The organism is Pseudomonas palleroniana (assembly GCF_003031675.1).
GTDB lineage: Bacteria > Pseudomonadota > Gammaproteobacteria > Pseudomonadales > Pseudomonadaceae > Aquipseudomonas > Aquipseudomonas palleroniana.
In genome coordinates, this window is sequence record NZ_PYWX01000031.1 from 19,017 (window position 1) to 38,296 (window position 19,280).

A 19,280-nucleotide genomic window follows, 5' to 3' on the forward strand; every position below is an offset into this window, starting at 1 on the left:
CAGGGTTTGGGGCGGCTGCGCCACCCAGCGCGGGGCAAGCCCGCTCACTACACGAGGTTGTTCATCTCGCAATATTCTTCCCACTCGACTCCGAGCACCTCGGCCGCCTCTTTATGCAAGGCCAGCCGCGCGGCTTCGAACTCTTCGGGTGTAGAGGTGTACTTGAGGGTCAGCTCCCAAGGTTGGTAGCCCCGGCTTTCGGCTTCGTCCTCGAATGCCCACTGAATCTGGTCGCGCTGGTCATCAGCACTCAAATCCTTGATCTCTTCCTTAAGCTGCGGTGACTCCTCGAGGTACTTTTCGAGTGCTACCTGGTGCCGAACTTCCTGGGTCATCTCAGTCGTGGTCATGTTGTTCTCTTAGATCGAGGAATGGGGATGCATCTGGGTCATCAAGGTCGCGCAGATATTGATAAGCGGGCACGAGTGCCGACTTGTCTGGCCTTCAGAACCATTCTGGGATCATCTGAAAACGTTGCCTTTGAAACATGCCTTTGAAACATGCCGTTGAAACAGTGTTGCCTTGGTGCCCGAGACAGGAATCGAACCTGCGACCTTCGCGTTACGAGTGCGCTGCTCTACCGGCTGAGCTACACGGGCGGTGGGCTAAAGCTAGCACCGCATCGGGCATGCGGCAACTCACTCGCCTACCACCCGGCAAAGGTTACGCTCCGTCGGTGCCGCAGCCCTTGGCGACGTATTGCGCGTCAGCCGTGGTGGCACACTTCCAGCCCGTGGTGGCACTGCGCGTCAAGGTGATGGTCTTGCCCAGCACGGGCGCAGGCGCATCAAGGATTTCACAACGGATGGAGCCGGCCCCGGTGGCCACATCACCCGTCACGTCGATAGTGCAGTTGGCGGTGGGGCTGGTGCCACCGATCAAAGCCAGCGTCGGTACGGCGCCCTGGTTAAGGGTGTCCTCGAAGCCCGCCTTCAATGCACTGATTTCAGCCAAGCCCGCCGTGAACTTGGCCTTGGCCTGGTGCTTGGTGTACATGGGCAAGCCGATGGTTGCCAAAATGCCGATGATCGCCACGACGATCAGCAGCTCGATCAAGGTAAAGCCTTTCTGACGCATCACATTCACTCTCCAGAGATAGAACCCAAGACAAGGCGCTTCCTGCGCCCCGCATTTTGCAGCGGCGCCAGTGTACTTATCCGTGAGCGGCCAATCGCGCACAAGACGCACATTCTGACATTTTATCGATCAGCCGCTTCAGGCCCGAGCCCGTTACCTGACTAAGCTATAAAGCTTCCACTACCTGTGTGCGGAACCGCGACATGAACGACGCTTCGACGATTTACGCCTGGGAAGGCATCAACCGCAAAGGGCGCAGGGTGAGCGGAAAAACCACCGGTCACGACCTGGCATCGATCAAGGCCCAACTGCGCCGGCAAGGGATCTGCCCCGGTCGCGTGCGCAAGCAAGCCCAAGGCCTGCCAATCCTCGCTCCCGCAATAAAGCCCGCCGATATTGCGCTGTTTACTCGTCAGCTGGCGACGCTGCTGACGGCCGGCATTCCCTTGCTGCAGGCATTCGACATCATTCGTGAAAGCGTCGAAAACCAACAGCTGCGCGAACTGCTCAAGGGGCTGAAACAGGAGATTGCCGCCGGCACCAATCTGGCTGCCGCACTGCGCAAGCACCCGCGCTACTTCGATGACTTGTATTGCAACCTGATCGCCGCCGGAGAACAAGCCGGCGCCCTGGAAACCCTGCTGGAGCGCGTGGCAATCCATCTGGAAAAAAGCCAACGGCTCAAGGCCAGGGTCAAGAAAGCCATGACCTACCCTATCGCGATCCTGGTGGTTGCCACCCTAGTCAGTACGGTACTGCTGATCCATGTAGTGCCGCAGTTCCAGAACCTGTTCGCGGGGGTCGACAGCCCCTTGCCCGGCTTTACCCTGTGGGTCATTGCCTTGTCCGAATTCCTGCAGCGTGCCTGGTGGTTAGTGGCACTGAGCCTGGGCGCGACAACTGCCGGGCTACGCCTGGCCCATCGGGCGTCTCCGGGCTTTCGTCACAGGCTGGAAGCGGGTTTGTTGAAACTGCCCCTGGCGGGCACACTGCTGAAGAAGTCCGCCATCGCCCGCTACGCCCGTACGCTCTCGACTACCTTTGCAGCAGGCGTGCCGCTGGTGCAGGCCTTGAGCTCGGCAGCCGGCGCCGTCGGCATTGGCCCCTTCAAACAGGCAATCGAACGTATGCGCCATGATGTCTCCACCGGCATGCAACTGAATCACTGCATGGCCGCCAGCGGTTTGTTTCCAGGCATGGCGGTCCAGATGACAGCCATCGGTGAAGAGTCCGGCACGCTGGACGGCATGCTGGAAAAAGTCGCGAGCCATTACGAGGCCGATGTGGACCACCTGGTCGATAACCTCACCAGCCTGATGGAGCCCCTGATCATGGTGGTGCTGGGCGGTATTGTCGGTGCGTTGGTCCTTGCCATGTACCTGCCGGTCTTCCAATTGGGGAGCGCATTTTGAGCAGGCTGCTCACTGAGCTTCCCTGGGCCTTCGTTGCAACGGCGCTGGTGCTCGGCCTGATCGTCGGCAGCTTCCTCAATGTGCTGGTGTGGCGCCTGCCGAAGATGCTTGAACGGGAATGGCGTGCCCAGGCCAACGAACTCCTCGGACTGCCAACTGCGCCTGTCGGGCCTGCCTATAACCTGATGCGCCCCAATTCATGCTGCCCGCGGTGCAACCAACCGATTCGCCCCTGGCAAAATATCCCGCTGCTCAGCTACGGGATGCTCAGGGGGCGCTGCGCCCATTGTCGCGAGCCCATCAGCACCCGCTACCCGTTGACCGAACTGGCCTGCGCACTCATTTCGGCCGCCACTGCCTGGCACTTCGGTTTCGGCTGGCAAGCAGGCGCAGTGATGCTGCTGAGTTGGGGCTTACTGGCCATGAGCCTGATCGATGCAGAGCATCAACTGCTGCCGGACGTGCTCGTGCTGCCACTGCTATGGCTGGGGCTGATCCTCAACAGCAATGGCCTGCTGGCGACACTGCCCGATGCGCTGCGGGGCGCGGTCACGGGCTATATGTGCCTGTGGACGGTGTTCTGGCTGTTCAAGTTGATCACCGGCAAGGACGGCATGGGCCATGGCGACTTCAAATTACTGGCCCTGCTCGGCGCCTGGGGGGGTTGGCAGATTCTGCCGATGACGCTGCTGTTGGCGTCGCTGCTGGGGGTGTCTGCCGGGCTGATGCTGATGCACTTGCGCAAGTCCGACGTATCGACGCCGATGCCATTTGGTCCTTGCCTGGCGATTGCCGGCTGGATTGCATTGCTCTGGGGTGGTCAAATAACCGACTTCTATTTGCAGTCTGTCGGTTTCAGATGACCACTTCTGTCGCAACACCCTGGATTCTTGGCCTCACCGGCGGCATTGGCAGCGGCAAGAGCGCTGCCGCCCAGCACTTTATCGACCTGGGCATCGACCTGGTCGACGCCGACCATGCCGCCCGCTGGGTCGTCGAGCCCGGCCGACCGGCACTGGCGCGTATCGCCGAGCACTTCGGTGCCGGCGTGCTGCTGCCCGACGGCCGATTGGACCGCGCCGCGTTGCGTCAACTGATCTTTGAAGTCCCCCAGGAGCGCCTCTGGCTGGAAGCTTTGCTGCACCCACTGATTGGCGAAGAGATTCGCAGCCACCTGGCGCGTGCGCAATCGCCCTACGCGATACTGGTGTCTCCGCTGCTGATCGAGTCCGGCCAGTACAGCATGACCCAGCGCATCCTGGTGATCGACGTGCCGCAATCGCTGCAGATTCAGCGTACCCTGCAGCGCGACGGCATCAGCGAGCAGCAGGTGCAGGCGATTCTCAAGGCCCAGTCCAGCCGTGAAGACCGCCTGAACCATGCCGATGACGTGCTGGTCAATGACCAGGACCTCGCCTGGCTGCATAGCGAGGTCGAGCGACTGCACCACTTTTACCTTACTTTGCGTGGAGGCCGATCATGAGCCAACCCTTGACCGTCGACTGCCCAACCTGCGGCGCACCCGTGGAATGGAAAACGACCAACCCCAACCGACCGTTCTGCTCGGACCGCTGCAAGCTCATCGACCTGGGTGCCTGGGCGGCTGAAGAACACAAGATTCCCGTGGCCCCGGATGCCGAAGACGAGCTGTTCTCCGAAGACCTGCCGCGCCACTAAGGCCGCATAAAAGCGTATTCCTGCTGGTCGTCGAGGTTCTCTGCAAGGTATTGCAGTTCGTCGGCCAGGTCTTCGAAGCTGCGTACGCCCTTGCTCTGTTGCACCACTGCACTGAGCATGGCGCGCAGGGTCAGCCCTGGGTCAAAACCGATTTCCTGCGCTGCGTCCTGGCTTCTGCGCAACTCCTGCCGTGCCCACTCATACACACTCATGATCCGTGCTCCTGAAAAATTGTGCAGAGCATGGGCCTGCCGGATTGCCCGCGATTTGATCTGGATCAACGCTGCGAGTCGTCATCCTTCCAGGGTGCCGAGAGGTAGCGGGTGCGGTTGAAAGTCTCCAGCCATTCAGGACTGAACACCACCAAGGCACTGATCACCATGCCGTTGATAAAGGCTTCGGGGAAGATGATCAGCCACAAGTAACCGACGAAATCCTCCAGCCATTCCGGCATCGCGAAACGCCCGTCGAACCACAACAGCCCCAATGCGGCCAACAGACAGAGCAACGCCGACAGCGCAGCGGCGAAAAAACCCGAGCAGAAGATATACACAAAAGGATTACGCGGCTGCGCACGCTCCACCAGCAGCGCGCAGCCTTCGGTGACCAGCACCGGCAGCACGACCAACAACAGGCCATTGACCCCGACAGCGGCCAGATCCTGGCGCCCCAGCCACACCAGGCCCATTTGCGCGACAAGCCCTCCGACGATTGCCAGGGGCCAGTCGAGCAACAGGGTCACGGCGGTCATACCGATAAAGTGGTAGGAAACTCCGGTATCGAAATCCCGCCGCACCAACCACAGCATGAACAGCGCAAACACCGTACCGAACAACAAATGCTGGCGCCGTCGGTCGGCAAACAGCTCGACCCAGGGCGAGCGCAGGATCGCCCACAACACCCAGGGCGCGTACAACAACCAACCGAAGCCGAGCGTTGCCGGTGCCAATACCGCTGCGCTGATCACGGGAACACACCCCCTGCAAGAAACCTCATCATGCACCTCATCCCTGAGCCACTCTCGAGAGGCCAGTCTACACCGCTGTTTTAAAGCAAGACTTCCTGCGGTCATCATTTGAACGCTAAGCTGCAAACATGGATGACTCAGATTACTTGCGCCTGCTCACCGTAGCGGCCGAACAAGCCAACGCGTTCTTGTCCAATGCCCGCAAATGGGAGCGTGAGCGTTGGGTCTGCCAGCGCCTGTTGCAAGGCTTGAACGTGCCTTACCGGGCGGAAGAGTTTCACCCTGCCGGGCAAGAGCCGCCGGACGTGCTGTTTCGCGACGCCAGTTTCGAAGTTTTTTTTGTTCTGGACGAAGGCCGGCGCCTGAACGACGAATGGCGCGATGAGCTGCTGCGCCGACGCAGTGCGTTTTCCCTGAGCCAACTGGTCCGGCGCGAGGCCAAGCCGCGACGCATCCCCGCCCATGAGTTTCTGCTGCGCCTGGCCCCCACCTTGCGCAAGAAAGCCCATAACTACAAAGAACGCGGCATGGACCTCGGCGAGCTGGACTTGATTGCCTTCACCAGCCTCAAACGCGAAGTACTGGACCTCAACAGCCACTTCCCGCCTCCCACCGAATACCTGCGCCAGGGTTGGCGTTCGCTATCGTTAGTCGGGCCGACCTTTGCCCGGGTGCTGTTCGCACACCCAGACGCACCGGACTTCTTGCGTAACAACCTGGGCCGCAGCATAGTATTCGACGTGGGCATCAGCCTGTGACACGGGCGCAGGCTACGCTTGTGGCGATGCCGCCAATCCCCTGACTGTAACGTGGCGCCCTTTTGCAACGTCTACCTGACGAGGCCTTTATGACCAGCCGCCTGAACCCCGATGACCAACAGCATGTCGAAGAGTACCTGCAACTCTCCCAGAACCAAGTCGAGCGCAAGCCTTTCCGGCCTTGGCTGCTCCTTGGTGTGGTGCTGGTGGCGGTAATCGGGCTCGGTTTGCTGAGCCGCCTTTTGAGTTACCTCACGCTATGAGCTGCCTGGCGCTCGCGGGGGTCACTGCTCCGATTTCTTTTAGCCTTGCGAGATATCCCCATGACCCATCGTATTATTATCGTCGGCGGCGGCGCCGGCGGCCTGGAGTTGGCTACCCGCCTGGGTAAGACTCTGGGTAAGCGCGGCATCGCCAGCATCACACTGGCGGACGCCAACCTGACTCATATCTGGAAACCGCTGCTGCACGAAGTGGCCGCCGGTTCGTTGAACTCCTCGGAAGACGAACTCAACTATGTCGCCCAAGCCAAATGGAACCACTTCGAGTTCCAGCTGGGGCGCATGAGCGGGCTCGATCGTGAACAGAAAAAAATTCAACTGGCCGCCACCCTCGATGAAGAGGGGCGCGAGCTGGTGCCCGCACGAGTGTTGAGCTACGACACGCTGGTGATCGCAGTGGGCAGCACCACCAATGACTTCGGCACCGAGGGTGCAGCGCAACATTGCCTGTTCCTCGACACCCGCAAGCAGGCCGAGCGCTTCCATCAGCAATTACTCAACCACTATCTGCGCGCCCACGCGGGCCAGACCGATGTGGAAGAAAAAATCAGCGTCGCCATCGTCGGTGCCGGTGCCACCGGGGTTGAACTGGCCGCTGAGCTGCACAACGCCGCCCATGAACTGGCGGCCTACGGCCTGGACCGCATCAAACCGGAAAACATGCACATCACCTTGATCGAGGCCGGGCCAAAAGTCTTGCCCGCACTGCCGGAGCGGATCAGCGCGCCTGTGCATAAAACCCTGGAGAAACTCGGAGTGACCGTGCTGACCAACTCGGCGGTCAGCGAAGTGACGGCAGATGCCCTGATTACCAGCAGCGGCCAGGTGATCCCGGCCAGCCTGAAGGTATGGGCCGCCGGTATTCGCGCCCCCGGTTTCCTCAAGGATATCGATGGCCTGGAAACCAACCGTATCAACCAACTGCAAGTACTGCCGACACTGCAAACCACCCGCGACGAAAACATCTTCGCCTTCGGTGACTGCGCCGCCTGCCCGCAACCGGGCACCGACCGCAATGTGCCGCCACGGGCCCAGGCCGCTCACCAACAGGCCTCGTTGCTGGCCAAGTCACTGAAACTGCGGATCGAAGGCAAGGAGCTGCCGTCGTACAAGTACACTGACTACGGCTCGCTGATCTCGCTGTCGCGCTTTTCCGCTGTGGGTAACTTGATGGGCAACCTGACCGGCAGCGTCATGCTCGAAGGCTGGCTGGCGCGGATGTTCTATGTGTCGCTGTATCGCATGCATCAGATGGCGCTGTATGGAGTCTTTCGCACGGCGATGCTGATGCTGGGCAGCAAGATTGGGCGTGGCACCGAGCCACGTCTTAAGCTGCACTAAAACCTGCGGGAGGGGCTTGCCCCTCCCACATTGATTTACAGTGCCGCCGAGTTTTCCACAGGCAAAAAAAATCCCCGTATCTTTCGATACGAGGATTTTTAATATGGTCGGGGTAGGGGGATTCGAACTCCCGACATCCTGCTCCCAAAGCAGGCGCGCTACCGGACTGCGCTATACCCCGGTAAAAGAAAGGCGACCTTTCAGTCGCCTTCTTCGATCAGTGCTTTTGGCCTCTGATCTTAAGATTCGATTCCAGAGCTAACTGGTCTCAAAAATGGTGGGTCGTGTGGGATTCGAACCTACGACCAATTGGTTAAAAGCCAACTGCTCTACCAACTGAGCTAACGACCCAAATATGGTCGGGGTAGGGGGATTCGAACTCCCGACATCCTGCTCCCAAAGCAGGCGCGCTACCGGACTGCGCTATACCCCGATTTTGAAATGGCTCCGTGACCAGGACTCGAACCTGGGACCCAATGATTAACAGTCATTTGCTCTACCGACTGAGCTATCACGGAACTGCGTATTTCAAATTTACAACTTTTACTGCGATGTAACCTTCTCTTCGATCTGTCCGTATCGCTACGTTCATGTCTCTGAGGCGCGCTATTCTACAATCTTAAAAACCCCTGTCAACCCTTTAAATTGCTTTTAAGACAATGATTTGCGCTTCTTTCTGATTTCTTCTTGGGGAGAAGAAACCCTTGGGCTGACGTTGTTGCGGGGCGCACTTTACAAGCCTTTGCCTTACAGTTCAACGCCCTATCGAAAAAAAAGGCTCCGCAATGCGGAGCCTTCTCTTATTAACGTACTCGCCAAGCTTAATGGAAGACGATTTCGTCGTTCTCCACTGTGGCCTCGACGCTGGTCCCCGGCATAAAGCGGCCCGACAGGATCAACTGAGCCAGCGGGTTTTCGATCCAGCGCTGAATCGCACGCTTCAACGGCCGTGCGCCATACACCGGGTCGTAACCCACCGCGATCAGCTTGTCCAAGGCCTCGCCGCTCAGATTCAGGCCCAGCTCGCGCTCGGCCAGGCGACCCCGCAGGCGACCCAACTGGATCTCGGTGATGCCTGCGATCTGATCCCGCGCCAGAGGCTCGAAGATCACCACCTCGTCCACCCGGTTGATAAATTCCGGACGGAAGTGGCTGGTCAACGCATCCATGACCGCGGCACGCTGCGCCTCACGATCACCCACCAACTCCTGGATCTGTGCCGAGCCCAGGTTGGAGGTCATCACGACCACCGTATTGCGGAAGTCTACAGTACGTCCGTGGCTGTCCGTCAGGCGGCCGTCTTCCAGCACTTGCAGCAGGATGTTGAACACATCCGGGTGCGCCTTCTCGACCTCATCCAGCAGGATCACCGAGTAAGGCTTGCGCCGCACGGCCTCGGTCAGGTAACCGCCCTCCTCATAGCCCACGTAGCCTGGTGGGGCGCCGATCAAGCGAGCCACCGAGTGTTTCTCCATGAATTCGGACATATCGATCCGGACCATGGCTTCTTCCGTGTCAAAGAGGAACTCGGCCAACGCCTTGCACAACTCGGTCTTACCCACACCAGTCGGGCCGAGGAACATGAATGAGCCGCTCGGACGGTTCGGGTCGGACAACCCTGCCCGGGACCGCCGTACGGCGTTGGCCACTGCGACCACAGCCTCTTCCTGGCCGATGACGCGCTGATGCAACAGACTTTCCATTTTCAGCAGCTTGTCACGTTCGCCTTCCAGCATCTTCGACACGGGAATGCCGGTCCACTTGGAGACCACTTCGGCGATTTCTTCCTCGGTCACCTTGCTGCGCAACAGCTGGTTCTCACTGTGGCCGTGCTGGTCAACCATCTGCAGGCTGCGCTCCAGGTCCGGGATCACCCCGTACTGCAATTCGGCCATGCGGTTCAGGTCACCTTTGCGACGCGCAGCTTCCAACTCCTGCCGCGACTGCTCGATCTTTTGCTGGATCTGTGCAGAACCCTGTACTTCGGCTTTTTCCGAGGTCCAGATTTCTTCAAGGTCCGAATACTCACGTTCCAGGCGGACGATTTCTTCCTGGAGTTTTTCCAGGCGTTTCTTCGCCGCGTCATCCTCTTCCTTCTTCAGGGCCTGGGACTCAACTTTCAGTTGAATCAGGCGCCGATCCAGACGGTCGAGCACTTCCGGCTTGGAGTCGATCTCCATACGGATGCGGCTGGCGGCCTCGTCGATCAAATCGATGGCCTTGTCCGGCAACTGACGATCGGTGATGTAGCGATGGCTCAATTTGGCCGCCGCAATGATTGCACCGTCAGTGATCGCCACCTTATGGTGGACCTCATAGCGCTCTTTCAAGCCGCGCAGGATCGCGATGGTGTCCTCTTCGCTCGGTTCTTCCACCAGCACTTTCTGGAAGCGACGCTCAAGGGCCGCGTCCTTTTCAATGTACTGGCGGTACTCGTTGAGCGTGGTCGCGCCAACGCAGTGCAACTCCCCTCGGGCCAAAGCCGGCTTGAGCATGTTGCCGGCATCCATCGAGCCTTCGCCTTTACCGGCGCCGACCATGGTGTGCAGCTCATCGATAAACAGAATGATCTGCCCTTCCTGCTTCGACAGCTCGGTGAGCAAGGCTTTCAGACGCTCTTCGAACTCGCCTCGGAACTTGGCGCCGGCGATCAACGCCCCCATATCCAGGGACAACAGACGCTTGCCTTTCAGGCCGTCCGGCACTTCACCGTTAATGATGCGTTGGGCCAGGCCCTCGGCGATCGCGGTTTTACCCACACCGGGCTCACCGATCAGCACCGGGTTGTTCTTGGTGCGACGCTGCAGGACCTGGATGGTGCGACGAATCTCATCGTCACGACCGATCACCGGGTCAAGCTTGCCTTCTTCGGCACGCTTGGTCAGGTCGACGGTGTATTTGTCCAGGGCCTGGCGCGACTCCTCGTGGTTGGGGTCGTTCACCGCGTCGCCGCCACGCAGGTTGTTGATGGCATTTTCCAGGGCTTTCTTGCTCACGCCCTGGCCGAGCAACAACTTGCCGAGCTTGCTGTTCTCATCCATGGCCGCGAGCAGCACCAACTCGCTGGAGATGAACTGGTCACCTTTCTGTTGAGCCAGACGGTCAGCCTGGTTGAGCAGGCGCGCCAAGTCCTGCGACATATTGACGTCGCCGGTGGGATTCTGGATTTTCGGCAGTTGGTCGAGCTCTTTGCTCAACTCCTTGCGCAGGCTGTTGACGTCAAAACCGACCTGCATCAGCAAGGGTTTGATAGAACCACCTTGCTGCTCCAGGAGCGCCTGCATCAAGTGCGCAGGCTCAATGGCCGGGTGGTCAAGGCCCACCGCCAACGATTGGGAATCAGATAAAGCCAACTGCAATTTGCTGGTTAAACGATCAATACGCATTAGTCACCTTCCTTTTGAGCAGGCCGGAGCTATAAACACATCCTGAATGAAGAAACCTGCCAGATACCCAGTAGATGGGGTGAATTCTGGAAGATTCAAGCTACGAACAGTTGACGTAAGTCAGGAGAGTCTAGCGCTCAAGCCAGATAAGGGAGGCAAATCGACCGGTGCGTGGGCTGCGGCGATAGGAGAAGAAGCGTGGGTCGGTCACCGTGCAGAAACCGCCACCATAGACAGCGGTAACGCCCTGTACGGCCAGGCGCAGGCGCGCCAGCTCATAGATGTCGGCCATGTACTTGCCAGGATTGCGGCTGGGTACAAAGGCCTGGGCGGTCATCGGCAGCTGCTGCATGAACGCTTCACGCACTTCCGGGCCGACCTCGAAAGCTTGCGGACCAATGGCAGGGCCGAGCCAGACCAGAACGTCGGCAGGCTCGGTATCCAGGCTTTCGAACGCCGCCTCCAACACCCCTGCCGCCAACCCGCGCCAACCGGCATGGGCAGCCGCGACGCGAGTGCCGGCACGGTTGCAGAACAACGCCGGCAGGCAGTCAGCGGTCATTGAGGTGCAGGCAATGCCTGGAGTACTGGTCCAGCTGCCATCAGCTTCGGCAACGCGGCCGGGATCGGCCTCGACCACGCTCACGCCATGGACCTGGCGCAGCCAGGCCGGTTGAATCTTGAAGGTCTCGGAGAGACGACGACGGTTTTCAAGGACGGCGTCCAGGCTGTCCTCGACATGATCGCCCAGGTTGAAGCTGTCGAACGGCGCCGGGCTGACGCCGCCCGCACGGGTGGTGACGCAGGCTTTCACCTGAGCCGGCGCGGGCCAGTCAGGAATCAGCCAGTCACTCATCCGATAAACGCCTCGCGATCCTGCTTGAGCAGCGACAACAACCACACCAGGTCGTCTGGCAGAGGCGATTCCCAGCTCATGCGCTTACCGCTCGTCGGATGATCCAGCTCCAGGAAGCGGGCATGCAGCGCCTGGCGCGGGAAGTTTTTCAACGATTCAACCATGGTTGCACTGGCCGCCGGCGGAATGCGGAAGCGGCCACCGTAGGCAGGATCTCCGACCAACGGGAAGTTGATGTGCGCCATATGCACGCGAATCTGGTGAGTACGACCGGTTTCCAACTTGACCCGCACGTGGGTGTGGGAGCGAAAACGCTCCAGTACGCGGTAATGGCTCACGGCCTGCTTGCCGCCTTCCATCACCGCCATACGCTGGCGCTGCTGGCCGTGGCGACCGATTGGGGCGTTGATCTTGCCACCCGCCACCACGACGCCGATCACGATGCACTCGTAGATCCGGCTGACGCTGCGGCTCTGCAACTGGGTAACCAACTGCGTCTGCGCCTGAATGGTCTTGGCCACCACCATCAAGCCGGTGGTGTCCTTGTCCAGACGGTGCACGATGCCGCAGCGCGGGACATTGATGATGTCCGGGACGTGATGCAACAGGGCGTTGAGCAAAGTGCCATCAGCGTGCCCGGCAGCCGGGTGAACCACCAGCCCTGCGGGTTTGTTGATGACCAGGATGTCGTCGTCTTCATAGACGATGTCCAGCTCGATGTCCTGGGCAACCCATTCTCCCTGGGCTTCCTGCTCGGCAGTCAGCTCAAGAATCGCACCGCCATGAACTATGTCTCGCGGGCGGATAACCGCTCCATCCACAGTCAGGCGGCCGTCTTTGATCCAGGCGGAAAGGCGCGAGCGCGAGTGCTCAGCGAATAATTGTGCGGCGACTTGATCGAGGCGTTGGCCACCCATTTCGGACGGCACCTCTGCGCGAAGTTCAATTTTATCGGACATGCTCAGACTAGGCGTGGCACAGCCTTTGGTTTCGGCTGCGCGCTTGTGGTTAAATACGGCGTCTTTTGCCCCGAGGCTTTCAACGGGGCGCTCATCATAACAGGACGGCCCCGCCCAAGACAGCGGCCGTCATAGGGACGCAAGCCGCCATGCAAGTGAAACACCTGCTGCTGATCGCCATCCTCGCCATGACTGCTGCTTGCTCGTCAACAAAGGACGTCGTCGACGAAAACCTGAGCGAAGTCGAGCTTTACCAGCAAGCTCAGAAAGACTTGGACAATAATAGCTACACCAGCGCCACAGCGAAGCTGAAGGCCCTGGAGTCGCGTTACCCGTTCGGGCGCTACGCCGACCAGGCCCAGCTCGAACTGATCTACGCCAACTACAAGAACTCCGAGCCGGAAGCCGCGAAGTCCGCCGCAGAGCGTTTTATCCGCTTGCACCCGCAGCACCCGAACGTGGATTACGCCTACTACATGAAGGGCCTGACCTCGTTCGACCAGGACGTCGGCCTGCTGGCGCGCTTCCTTCCGCTGGACATGACCAAGCGTGATCCGGGCGCTGCCCGCGACTCCTACAACGAGTTCGCCCAGCTGACCAGCCGCTACCCCAACAGCCGCTATGCCCCGGATGCCAAGCAACGCATGATCTACCTGCGTAACCTGCTGGCGTCCTACGAGATCCACGTAGCCCACTACTACCTGACCCGTCAGGCGTACGTGGCCGCTGCCAACCGTGGCCGCTATGTGGTGGAAAACTTCCAGGAAACCCCATCCGTGGGTGACGGCCTGGCGGTAATGACCGAGGCTTACCAGCGCCTGCACCTGGACGCCCTGGCGAGCACCAGCCTGGAAACCCTGAAGCTCAACTACCCGGATCACCCGAGCCTGAAAGACGGCCAGTTCGTGCCTCAGGTTGCCGAAGCGGATAACCGTTCGTGGCTGAGCAAGTACACCTTGGGCCTGATCGAATCCCGTCCACCGCTGCCGCCGGGCGAAACCCGCGCCAACCAGGACGTGATCAAGCAGTTCCAGGACGCGAAAGACGCCATTCCTTCCGACCTCAAGCCTCATGACGAAAACGGCGATGTGATCGAAGAGCAGGCACCACAAGCCGCTGGCAGCAAGGAAGATCGTTCGTGGTTCAGCTACATGACCTTCGGTATTTTCGACTGATCGATCCAGGCAATCAGAGAAAGGGAGCCCTATAGGCTCCCTTTTTTGTGGGCGAGCATTATTGCGCTGTGCGCCTGCTGCGTCCTTGGCTAAACTGGCGCATTCCTTGTCGAGAAGCTGCTTACCATGGTTCGTCTACTGTTCTGGATTGCCGTCATTGCTGCCGCAGTATGGTTCTGGCGCAAATTCAAAAGCCCGGCCGCCAAACAGCAACGGTCCAGTGAGCCCGATGCCACGCCGATGGTGCGTTGCGCGCACTGTGGCGTACACCTGCCGCAGGATCGCGCACTGAGCGTACGCCAAGAGTGGTACTGCACCCAGGCGCACCTGGAACAAGGTCCGAAGCCTAGCCAGCGCTGAGACGACCAGCCGGCGCATAAGGTGCCGGCTCGATAATCGGCGCACGGCCCAGCAGCAAGTCAGTGAACAACTGACAGGACGCGGGTGCGAGCACCAGGCCATTGCGGTAATGCCCACAATTGAGCCACAGCCCGTTGAAGCCGGGCACTTCGCCAATGTACGGCACACCTTCCGGCGAGCCAGGCCGCAAGCCCGCCCAATGCCCCACCACCTCAGCGCCAGCCAAGGCAGGAATCAATTCCACTGCCGAAGCCTTGAGGCTTTCCAGCGCGGTTTCGGTCGGCGTCTTGTCGAACCCCTCATGCTCCAACGTGCTGCCAATCAATATGTGGCCGTCACGGCGTGGGATCGCATAACGTCCTTTTGCCAGGACCATGCTCGACAAAAAGTCCGAGGCACATTTGTACAAGATCATTTGGCCTTTGACCGGCTCAACAGGCAGCGCCAGCCCCAACGTGCCCAGCAGCTCCCCACTCCAGGCTCCCGCCGCAAGCACGACCTGATCGCCGAGCACCCGGCCAGCCGTCGTTTCGACGCCCACTACGGTATCGCCCTCCAGGACAAAACCGGCCACTTCACACTGCTCGTGAATCGTCACACCGGGCAATGCCTGCAACGCCGCCTTCAAGGATTTGACCAGGCGAGGGTTGCGAACATTGGCCACATCAGCCATGTAAATGGCCTGGGAATAGCCGCGCCCCAGCACCGGCACGGCATCGTGCGCGGCCGACACATCCACCTTGCTCAGCGGCCGTCCCTCGCGAGCAGCCCAGGCCAAAGCATCGGCTTCATCGTCCAGATCAAGCCAGTACAAGCCCGTGGTATGCACCTCTGGATCAACCCCGGTGGCGGCAAACAACCGCTGCGCCAGCTGTGGGTAAAAGTCCTGGGACCAATGGGCCAAAGCGGTCACTGCCGGGCTGTAGCGCCATGGGTACAACGGTGAAACGATCCCGCCCCCGGCCCACGAAGACTCTTGCCCAAGCCCCGCACGCTCCAGCAATACTACCGACTGCCCCTGGGTGGCCAGGTTGAACGCCGTCAACAACCCGATTACTCCGCCGCCGACAATCACCACTCGCTGTTGCTCTGCCATCATTTGATCCAGCCGATATATAGGGGTTGGCGCACACAGCGCCCATTCATCCAGCACTCTCATCACTGCCCCCAGCACGTCTTGCGCGACATTTCCGGCTTGGCTCCCGGGTTGCTTCGCACGCCGGTACTGCTCAAGCTGAATTCACCGCATGCGTCGTCCGCCATGACTGAATAGACGGAGGGCGTGGCAAGCAGGGCAAAATCCTGGGCACTCAATACAGCGCTGATTCTATAGTGATCATTACCCGCACTGACGTCCCCTGCATCAATAAAAGTGCCGTTCCGGGCGTAAAAGCGCTCCAGGTACTGGGCCTGTTCGGTCAACAGTGCGGCAATCTGACTGCGATAGACCTTTTTCACATGCCCGGTATATCCGGGATAAGCGACCGTGGCCAACACCGCAATGATTGCCATGGCAATCAGTAACTCGATCAGGGTAAATCCCTGGCTATCCGTGCTCATCCGTTTGCTCCTTTACTGAAGTTGCCGCCACAGGATTCGTTGAAACCGCGCCCGCCCTCCCTCGTCCACCTGGGCATACACGCTCTCCAGGACCGTGCGCGATTGGCCCCCTAGCCCGATGGCCGTCACTCGAAACAGCCGCGCCGCGGTTTGCGCCGGCAAATGCGCCAGCCCCAAGCCCTCGCCTATGGATTGAATGCCATAGAACCCCGCGTCGAAGGCAACCCAGGTAACCGCCGAGACCGGATTCGCCCCGGCCCCCATCAACGTAAACGCCTCCTCAGGTGGCGAGCATGTGATGATCGAGTGACATTCGGGCAGCCCACCGCCACCGCGCTTTACCGCCAGCTCCCCCAACCTGAGGCCGCTTTCGGCGCTTTGAAAAGATTGGTTGCGATGCCACAAGCTGCCCGCGACTTTTTGCTGGGATATCGCACCTTGCATCGATGACAAACCAACCAGTGACAACAGCAGCAGGAACACCAGGCTGATCCACAACACCATCCCTGCCTCACGCCAATGAATACCGCCACTTATCTTCATCACGGCCCTACCCCTGGCGATTTCGCAGCGCAGCCACAACGCTGTAGGTCTGGTCCCTGACACGCCCTGTCGGGTCTTGCAACGTCATGAGGATGCGTACACTGCGTATCAACGACTCATCGGCAGGGTTGCTGTCGTAACGCACTACGCTTGTTGATGCGGGCTTGGCCGCCATACCAAAACTGATGTCGAACGCCCGCACGTTATCCACAAGCACCGCTTTGGCCGGCGCCGCCGGGGTGCTGACTTTCAGTTGGCCGGATTCAAAGGTGTAGGTGAGCTGGCGCAGCGCAAAGCGGATCTGCCCAGGCGCCGGCGCGGGTGATGCCCCAGCATATGCCCGGGCAACCGTCTTGCAGTCGGATACCACCGTCCAATCAGGCTTGCCTCCCCCACTACCGACATCCGCAGTGACCAGGGTCAGCGACGTCGCATTCCCCGAGGTACTCCACCCCAACGGTCGCTCCAGGGCGGCGGGGGCGTCGTCGATAAATGCGCTGGCCAGACAACCAAACATGCCCGCCTGGCGAATATCCTGCGTCAGCTTGCCCAGTACAAATCGTGCATCGTCTTGCAGGACCATTGCCGCCAATTGACTGGCATGCGTCAGCCGTGTGCTGATGACCACCTGGCTTGCGCCCAGCACCAACACGAGCCCAACGGCCAACGCCACGAGCATTTCCACCAGGCTGAATCCGCGTACAAGACGGCTCATTGCAACGCGCCTTGTTCATCGACCATGCGACTGGTGAGAACGAACGTCTCCCTTGCTCCCGGGCCGCCTGCGCCCCTGCCCGCCTGCCAACTGATAGTGATAGTGACCTCAGGCCCGCTGGTCGATACCGCTCCTTTGGCATCTGCGCCGGCAAAACCCAGGATATTGGCCTCGAAATCATGCAGGTCCAGATCACGCACGCTGGCGGTCGGGACATTGGCCATCGAAGATCCAGCTCGCGACCACGAATAATCGATCCCGGGATTGGAGCGAATTCGATCAAGCATGTCGTAGGCAATGAAACTGGCCTGGCTGGTCATCCTGGCGCTCTCGGTGTACTTGAGCGCATTGAGCTGGATGGCCGAAGCGCCCAACAAACCGACAGCCAGAATCAACACCGCCACCAACACCTCGATCAGGGTCATGCCGGTTTGGCGCCACTGGACGGCGCGAAGAAAAAACCTGTGTGTACGGACTAGCATCACCGTCGTCATCCATGTCGAGGGGCGAAAAACAGGCAAAACCTGTTGTGCGACCCAAGACTAGCGGCGGTTTTTAATCGGTGCCGCTTGCGGAACAAAGGGAAATACTTTGGACATAAAGGCCATCATCCAACCCTGGCATCCGCTGGCTATACCTGTCTCTACCCGCTGGATTACCAGCTGCGTCCACGGAGGGACGGCATATGACAGAACGAGGCTTCACCCTGATCGAGTTGCTATTGGGCCTGATGCTGAGCGGCCTGCTGGCGCATTTGGCGGTGCCCAGCTTCAAAGGATTGCTCGACGCACACCAGCAACACAGCGCAGCCGAATCACTGGCGCAGGGCCTGCGCTTCGCCCGCAGCGCAGCGCTCACACGCAATCGCGCGGTGATTGTTCATGCATTGGAGGACGATTGGAGCCTAGGCTGGCGAGTCATCGAGGATGTCAGCGGGCGCGGTCATATGGACGAAGACAACCCGATACTGTTGGAGCGACAGGACAGCGGGCGTGCAACGCTGGTCGGCAATGGGCCGGTCAAGAGCCAAGTGCGCTTCAGCGGATTGGGCGAGCCGGTATTTACGGGGGGAGGCTTCCGTGCCGGCACCGTGCACATATGCGACACGGGCCAGGCACAAAGCCTGCATCAGGTAGTGCTGGCCCCAAGCGGCCGCATCAGCCTGCGCAGTGATAAAACCGAGCAGGCGTTATGTCGGGACTGATCCAGCACCTGGGCTCAGAGCAACGAGCGAACCCGCAGTTCCTTGGGCATGGAGAACGTGATGTTCTCTTCACGGCCGGCCAACTCATCGGCGCCGGTCGCGCCCCAAGCCTGCAACTGTTGGATCACGCCCCGCACCAGCACTTCCGGAGCCGAGGCTCCGGCCGTGATACCGATACGCTCAACGCCATCGAACCAGCTGCGTTGCATGTCTTCAGCACCGTCGATCAGGTAGGCCGGTGTGGCCATGCGTTCAGCCAGCTCGCGCAGACGATTGGAGTTGGAGCTGTTCGGGCTGCCGACCACCAAAACCACGTCGCATTCGTTGGCCAATTGCTTGACCGCATCCTGACGGTTTTGCGTGGCGTAGCAGATGTCATCCTTGCGCGGACCGCCAATGGCAGGGAAACGCGCGCGCAAAGCGTCGATAACGCGGCTGGTGTCGTCCATGGACAAGGTAGTCTGGGTCACGAAAGCCAACCGATCAGGATTGTGTACCTGCAAATCGGCGACGTCCTTTTCATCTTCCACCAGGTAGATGGCACCGCCGTTGCTGGCGTCATACTGGCCCATGGTGCCTTCAACTTCCGGGTGGCCGGCATGACCGATCAGGATGCATTCACGCCCGTCACGACTGTAGCGTGCGACTTCGATATGCACCTTGGTGACCAATGGGCAGGTGGCATCGAATACTTTCAGGCCACGGCCGGCAGCTTCGGTACGCACGGCCTGGGAAACGCCGTGGGCGCTGAAAATGACGATAACGTCGTCCGGCACCTGGTCGAGCTCTTCAACAAAGATGGCACCGCGCGCGCGCAGATCTTCGACCACGAACTTGTTGTGGACAACTTCATGGCGCACATAAATCGGCGGCCCGAAGACTTCCAGGGCGCGATTGACGATTTCGATCGCCCGGTCCACGCCGGCGCAGAAGCCACGGGGGTTGGCGAGTTTGATTTGCATGCTGTGCCTCGTGTCTTGCAGCCACTTGGGTTCAAGCTAGACGCTAA

22 protein-coding genes, 5 tRNA genes and 1 pseudogene are annotated in these 19,280 nt (G+C 59.9%); 10 read left to right on the forward strand and 18 right to left on the reverse strand.

The window, feature by feature from the left end; translation table 11 throughout:
• Positions 1–47: 47 nt before the first annotated feature.
• From C9383_RS10725 to C9383_RS10735, 3 genes are all read right to left on the reverse strand, one after another.
• Positions 48–350: a DUF6388 family protein gene (locus C9383_RS10725; RefSeq protein WP_060754872.1), complete on the reverse strand. Its 303-nt coding sequence runs from the start codon at positions 348–350 to the stop codon at positions 48–50.
• A gap of 173 nt (positions 351–523) precedes the next feature.
• Positions 524–599, reverse strand: a tRNA-Thr gene (locus tag C9383_RS10730).
• A 64-nt stretch (positions 600–663) separates the two neighbouring features.
• Entirely contained in the window at positions 664–1,077 is a 414-nt protein-coding gene (locus tag C9383_RS10735) for a pilin (protein WP_090366844.1), read from the reverse strand.
• Between the two features lie 203 nt (positions 1,078–1,280).
• On the opposite strand from C9383_RS10735, the gene C9383_RS10740 reads away from it, so the two are divergent.
• The 4 genes from C9383_RS10740 to yacG are packed head-to-tail and all read left to right on the forward strand — an operon-like array spanning position 1,281 to position 4,166.
• Entirely contained in the window at positions 1,281–2,489 is a 1,209-nt protein-coding gene (locus tag C9383_RS10740) for a type II secretion system F family protein (protein ID WP_090366846.1), read from the forward strand.
• On the forward strand, positions 2,486–3,352 hold the full coding sequence (locus C9383_RS10745; protein WP_090366848.1) for a prepilin peptidase: 867 nt from the start codon (positions 2,486–2,488) through the stop codon (positions 3,350–3,352). Before C9383_RS10740 ends, C9383_RS10745 begins: the two co-directional genes overlap by 4 nt.
• Complete coding sequence (gene coaE / locus C9383_RS10750) at positions 3,349–3,972, forward strand: dephospho-CoA kinase (RefSeq protein WP_060754868.1); 624 nt, start codon at positions 3,349–3,351, stop codon at positions 3,970–3,972. Before C9383_RS10745 ends, coaE begins: the two co-directional genes overlap by 4 nt.
• Positions 3,969–4,166 carry a DNA gyrase inhibitor YacG gene (gene yacG, locus C9383_RS10755; RefSeq protein WP_090366850.1) on the forward strand — a complete coding sequence of 66 codons (198 nt, stop codon included), beginning with the start codon at positions 3,969–3,971 and terminating at the stop codon, positions 4,164–4,166. Before coaE ends, yacG begins: the two co-directional genes overlap by 4 nt.
• Here the strand turns inward: yacG and C9383_RS10760 are convergent.
• Both C9383_RS10760 and C9383_RS10765 read right to left on the reverse strand, forming a co-directional pair.
• On the reverse strand, positions 4,163–4,378 hold the full coding sequence (locus tag C9383_RS10760) for a hypothetical protein (RefSeq protein ID WP_003171680.1): 216 nt from the start codon (positions 4,376–4,378) through the stop codon (positions 4,163–4,165). The genes yacG and C9383_RS10760 overlap by 4 nt on opposite strands.
• A 65-nt stretch (positions 4,379–4,443) precedes the next feature.
• Entirely contained in the window at positions 4,444–5,133 is a 690-nt protein-coding gene (locus C9383_RS10765; protein WP_090366852.1) for an energy-coupling factor ABC transporter permease, read from the reverse strand.
• A 128-nt stretch (positions 5,134–5,261) separates the two neighbouring features.
• Here C9383_RS10765 and C9383_RS10770 point away from each other — a divergent pair, with 128 nt between their 5' ends.
• From C9383_RS10770 to C9383_RS10780, 3 genes are all read left to right on the forward strand, one after another.
• Positions 5,262–5,891: a DUF1780 domain-containing protein gene (locus C9383_RS10770; protein WP_053254334.1), complete on the forward strand. Its 630-nt coding sequence runs from the start codon at positions 5,262–5,264 to the stop codon at positions 5,889–5,891.
• An 89-nt stretch (positions 5,892–5,980) separates the two neighbouring features.
• Complete coding sequence (locus tag C9383_RS10775) at positions 5,981–6,154, forward strand: DUF3094 family protein (protein WP_090366854.1); 174 nt, start codon at positions 5,981–5,983, stop codon at positions 6,152–6,154.
• Positions 6,155–6,214: 60 nt separating this feature from the next.
• On the forward strand, positions 6,215–7,513 hold the full coding sequence (locus C9383_RS10780) for an NAD(P)/FAD-dependent oxidoreductase (protein ID WP_060754864.1): 1,299 nt from the start codon (positions 6,215–6,217) through the stop codon (positions 7,511–7,513).
• A gap of 104 nt (positions 7,514–7,617) precedes the next feature.
• On the opposite strand, the gene C9383_RS10785 is transcribed toward C9383_RS10780, so the two are convergent.
• The 7 genes from C9383_RS10785 to rluD all read right to left on the reverse strand — a co-directional run bounded on the left by C9383_RS10785 (position 7,618) and on the right by rluD (position 12,714).
• Positions 7,618–7,694: transfer RNA gene (locus C9383_RS10785), tRNA-Pro, on the reverse strand.
• A 94-nt stretch (positions 7,695–7,788) separates the two neighbouring features.
• Positions 7,789–7,864, reverse strand: a tRNA-Lys gene (locus C9383_RS10790).
• Positions 7,865–7,869: 5 nt separating this feature from the next.
• A tRNA-Pro gene (locus C9383_RS10795) sits at positions 7,870–7,946 on the reverse strand.
• A gap of 9 nt (positions 7,947–7,955) precedes the next feature.
• Positions 7,956–8,031 (reverse strand) — tRNA-Asn (locus C9383_RS10800).
• 303 nt (positions 8,032–8,334) lie between these two features.
• The gene (gene clpB, locus C9383_RS10805; protein WP_060754863.1) at positions 8,335–10,899 is read right to left on the reverse strand and encodes an ATP-dependent chaperone ClpB; all 2,565 of its coding nucleotides are present in this window, start codon (positions 10,897–10,899) and stop codon (positions 8,335–8,337) included.
• 130 nt (positions 10,900–11,029) lie between these two features.
• The gene (gene pgeF / locus C9383_RS10810; protein WP_090366856.1) at positions 11,030–11,755 is read right to left on the reverse strand and encodes a peptidoglycan editing factor PgeF; all 726 of its coding nucleotides are present in this window, start codon (positions 11,753–11,755) and stop codon (positions 11,030–11,032) included.
• On the reverse strand, positions 11,752–12,714 hold the full coding sequence (rluD, locus tag C9383_RS10815; protein WP_090366858.1) for a 23S rRNA pseudouridine(1911/1915/1917) synthase RluD: 963 nt from the start codon (positions 12,712–12,714) through the stop codon (positions 11,752–11,754). The genes pgeF and rluD overlap by 4 nt, the downstream gene beginning before the upstream one ends.
• A gap of 149 nt (positions 12,715–12,863) precedes the next feature.
• Here rluD and C9383_RS10820 point away from each other — a divergent pair, with 149 nt between their 5' ends.
• Entirely contained in the window at positions 12,864–13,889 is a 1,026-nt protein-coding gene (locus C9383_RS10820) for an outer membrane protein assembly factor BamD (protein ID WP_090366860.1), read from the forward strand.
• A 126-nt stretch (positions 13,890–14,015) separates the two neighbouring features.
• On the forward strand, positions 14,016–14,249 hold the full coding sequence (locus C9383_RS10825; protein WP_060754859.1) for a PP0621 family protein: 234 nt from the start codon (positions 14,016–14,018) through the stop codon (positions 14,247–14,249).
• On the opposite strand, the gene thiO is transcribed toward C9383_RS10825, so the two are convergent.
• The 5 genes from thiO to pilV all read right to left on the reverse strand — a co-directional run bounded on the left by thiO (position 14,236) and on the right by pilV (position 17,549).
• A complete protein-coding gene (gene thiO / locus C9383_RS10830; RefSeq protein WP_090366862.1) occupies positions 14,236–15,345 on the reverse strand; it encodes a glycine oxidase ThiO in 1,110 nt (369 codons plus the stop codon). The two genes, C9383_RS10825 and thiO, sit on opposite strands and share 14 nt — an antisense overlap.
• A 62-nt stretch (positions 15,346–15,407) precedes the next feature.
• Complete coding sequence (locus C9383_RS10835) at positions 15,408–15,809, reverse strand: type IV pilin protein (protein WP_090366864.1); 402 nt, start codon at positions 15,807–15,809, stop codon at positions 15,408–15,410.
• Positions 15,810–15,821: 12 nt separating this feature from the next.
• Complete coding sequence (locus C9383_RS10840) at positions 15,822–16,352, reverse strand: pilus assembly PilX family protein (RefSeq protein ID WP_090366866.1); 531 nt, start codon at positions 16,350–16,352, stop codon at positions 15,822–15,824.
• Positions 16,353–16,359: 7 nt separating this feature from the next.
• A complete protein-coding gene (locus C9383_RS10845; RefSeq protein ID WP_090366868.1) occupies positions 16,360–17,067 on the reverse strand; it encodes a PilW family protein in 708 nt (235 codons plus the stop codon).
• Positions 17,064–17,549 (reverse strand): type IV pilus modification protein PilV, encoded by a 486-nt coding sequence (gene pilV / locus C9383_RS10850; RefSeq protein WP_090366870.1) that lies wholly within the window; start codon positions 17,547–17,549, stop codon positions 17,064–17,066. Before pilV ends, C9383_RS10845 begins: the two co-directional genes overlap by 4 nt.
• Positions 17,550–17,752: 203 nt before the next feature.
• Between pilV and C9383_RS10855 the strand changes: the two are divergent.
• Positions 17,753–18,332: pseudogene (locus C9383_RS10855) on the forward strand (GspH/FimT family pseudopilin).
• On the opposite strand, the gene ispH reads toward C9383_RS10855, so the two are convergent.
• Positions 18,286–19,233 carry a 4-hydroxy-3-methylbut-2-enyl diphosphate reductase gene (ispH, locus tag C9383_RS10860; protein ID WP_060754852.1) on the reverse strand — a complete coding sequence of 316 codons (948 nt, stop codon included), beginning with the start codon at positions 19,231–19,233 and terminating at the stop codon, positions 18,286–18,288. The pseudogene C9383_RS10855 and the gene ispH overlap by 47 nt on opposite strands.
• Positions 19,234–19,280 lie beyond the last annotated feature (47 nt).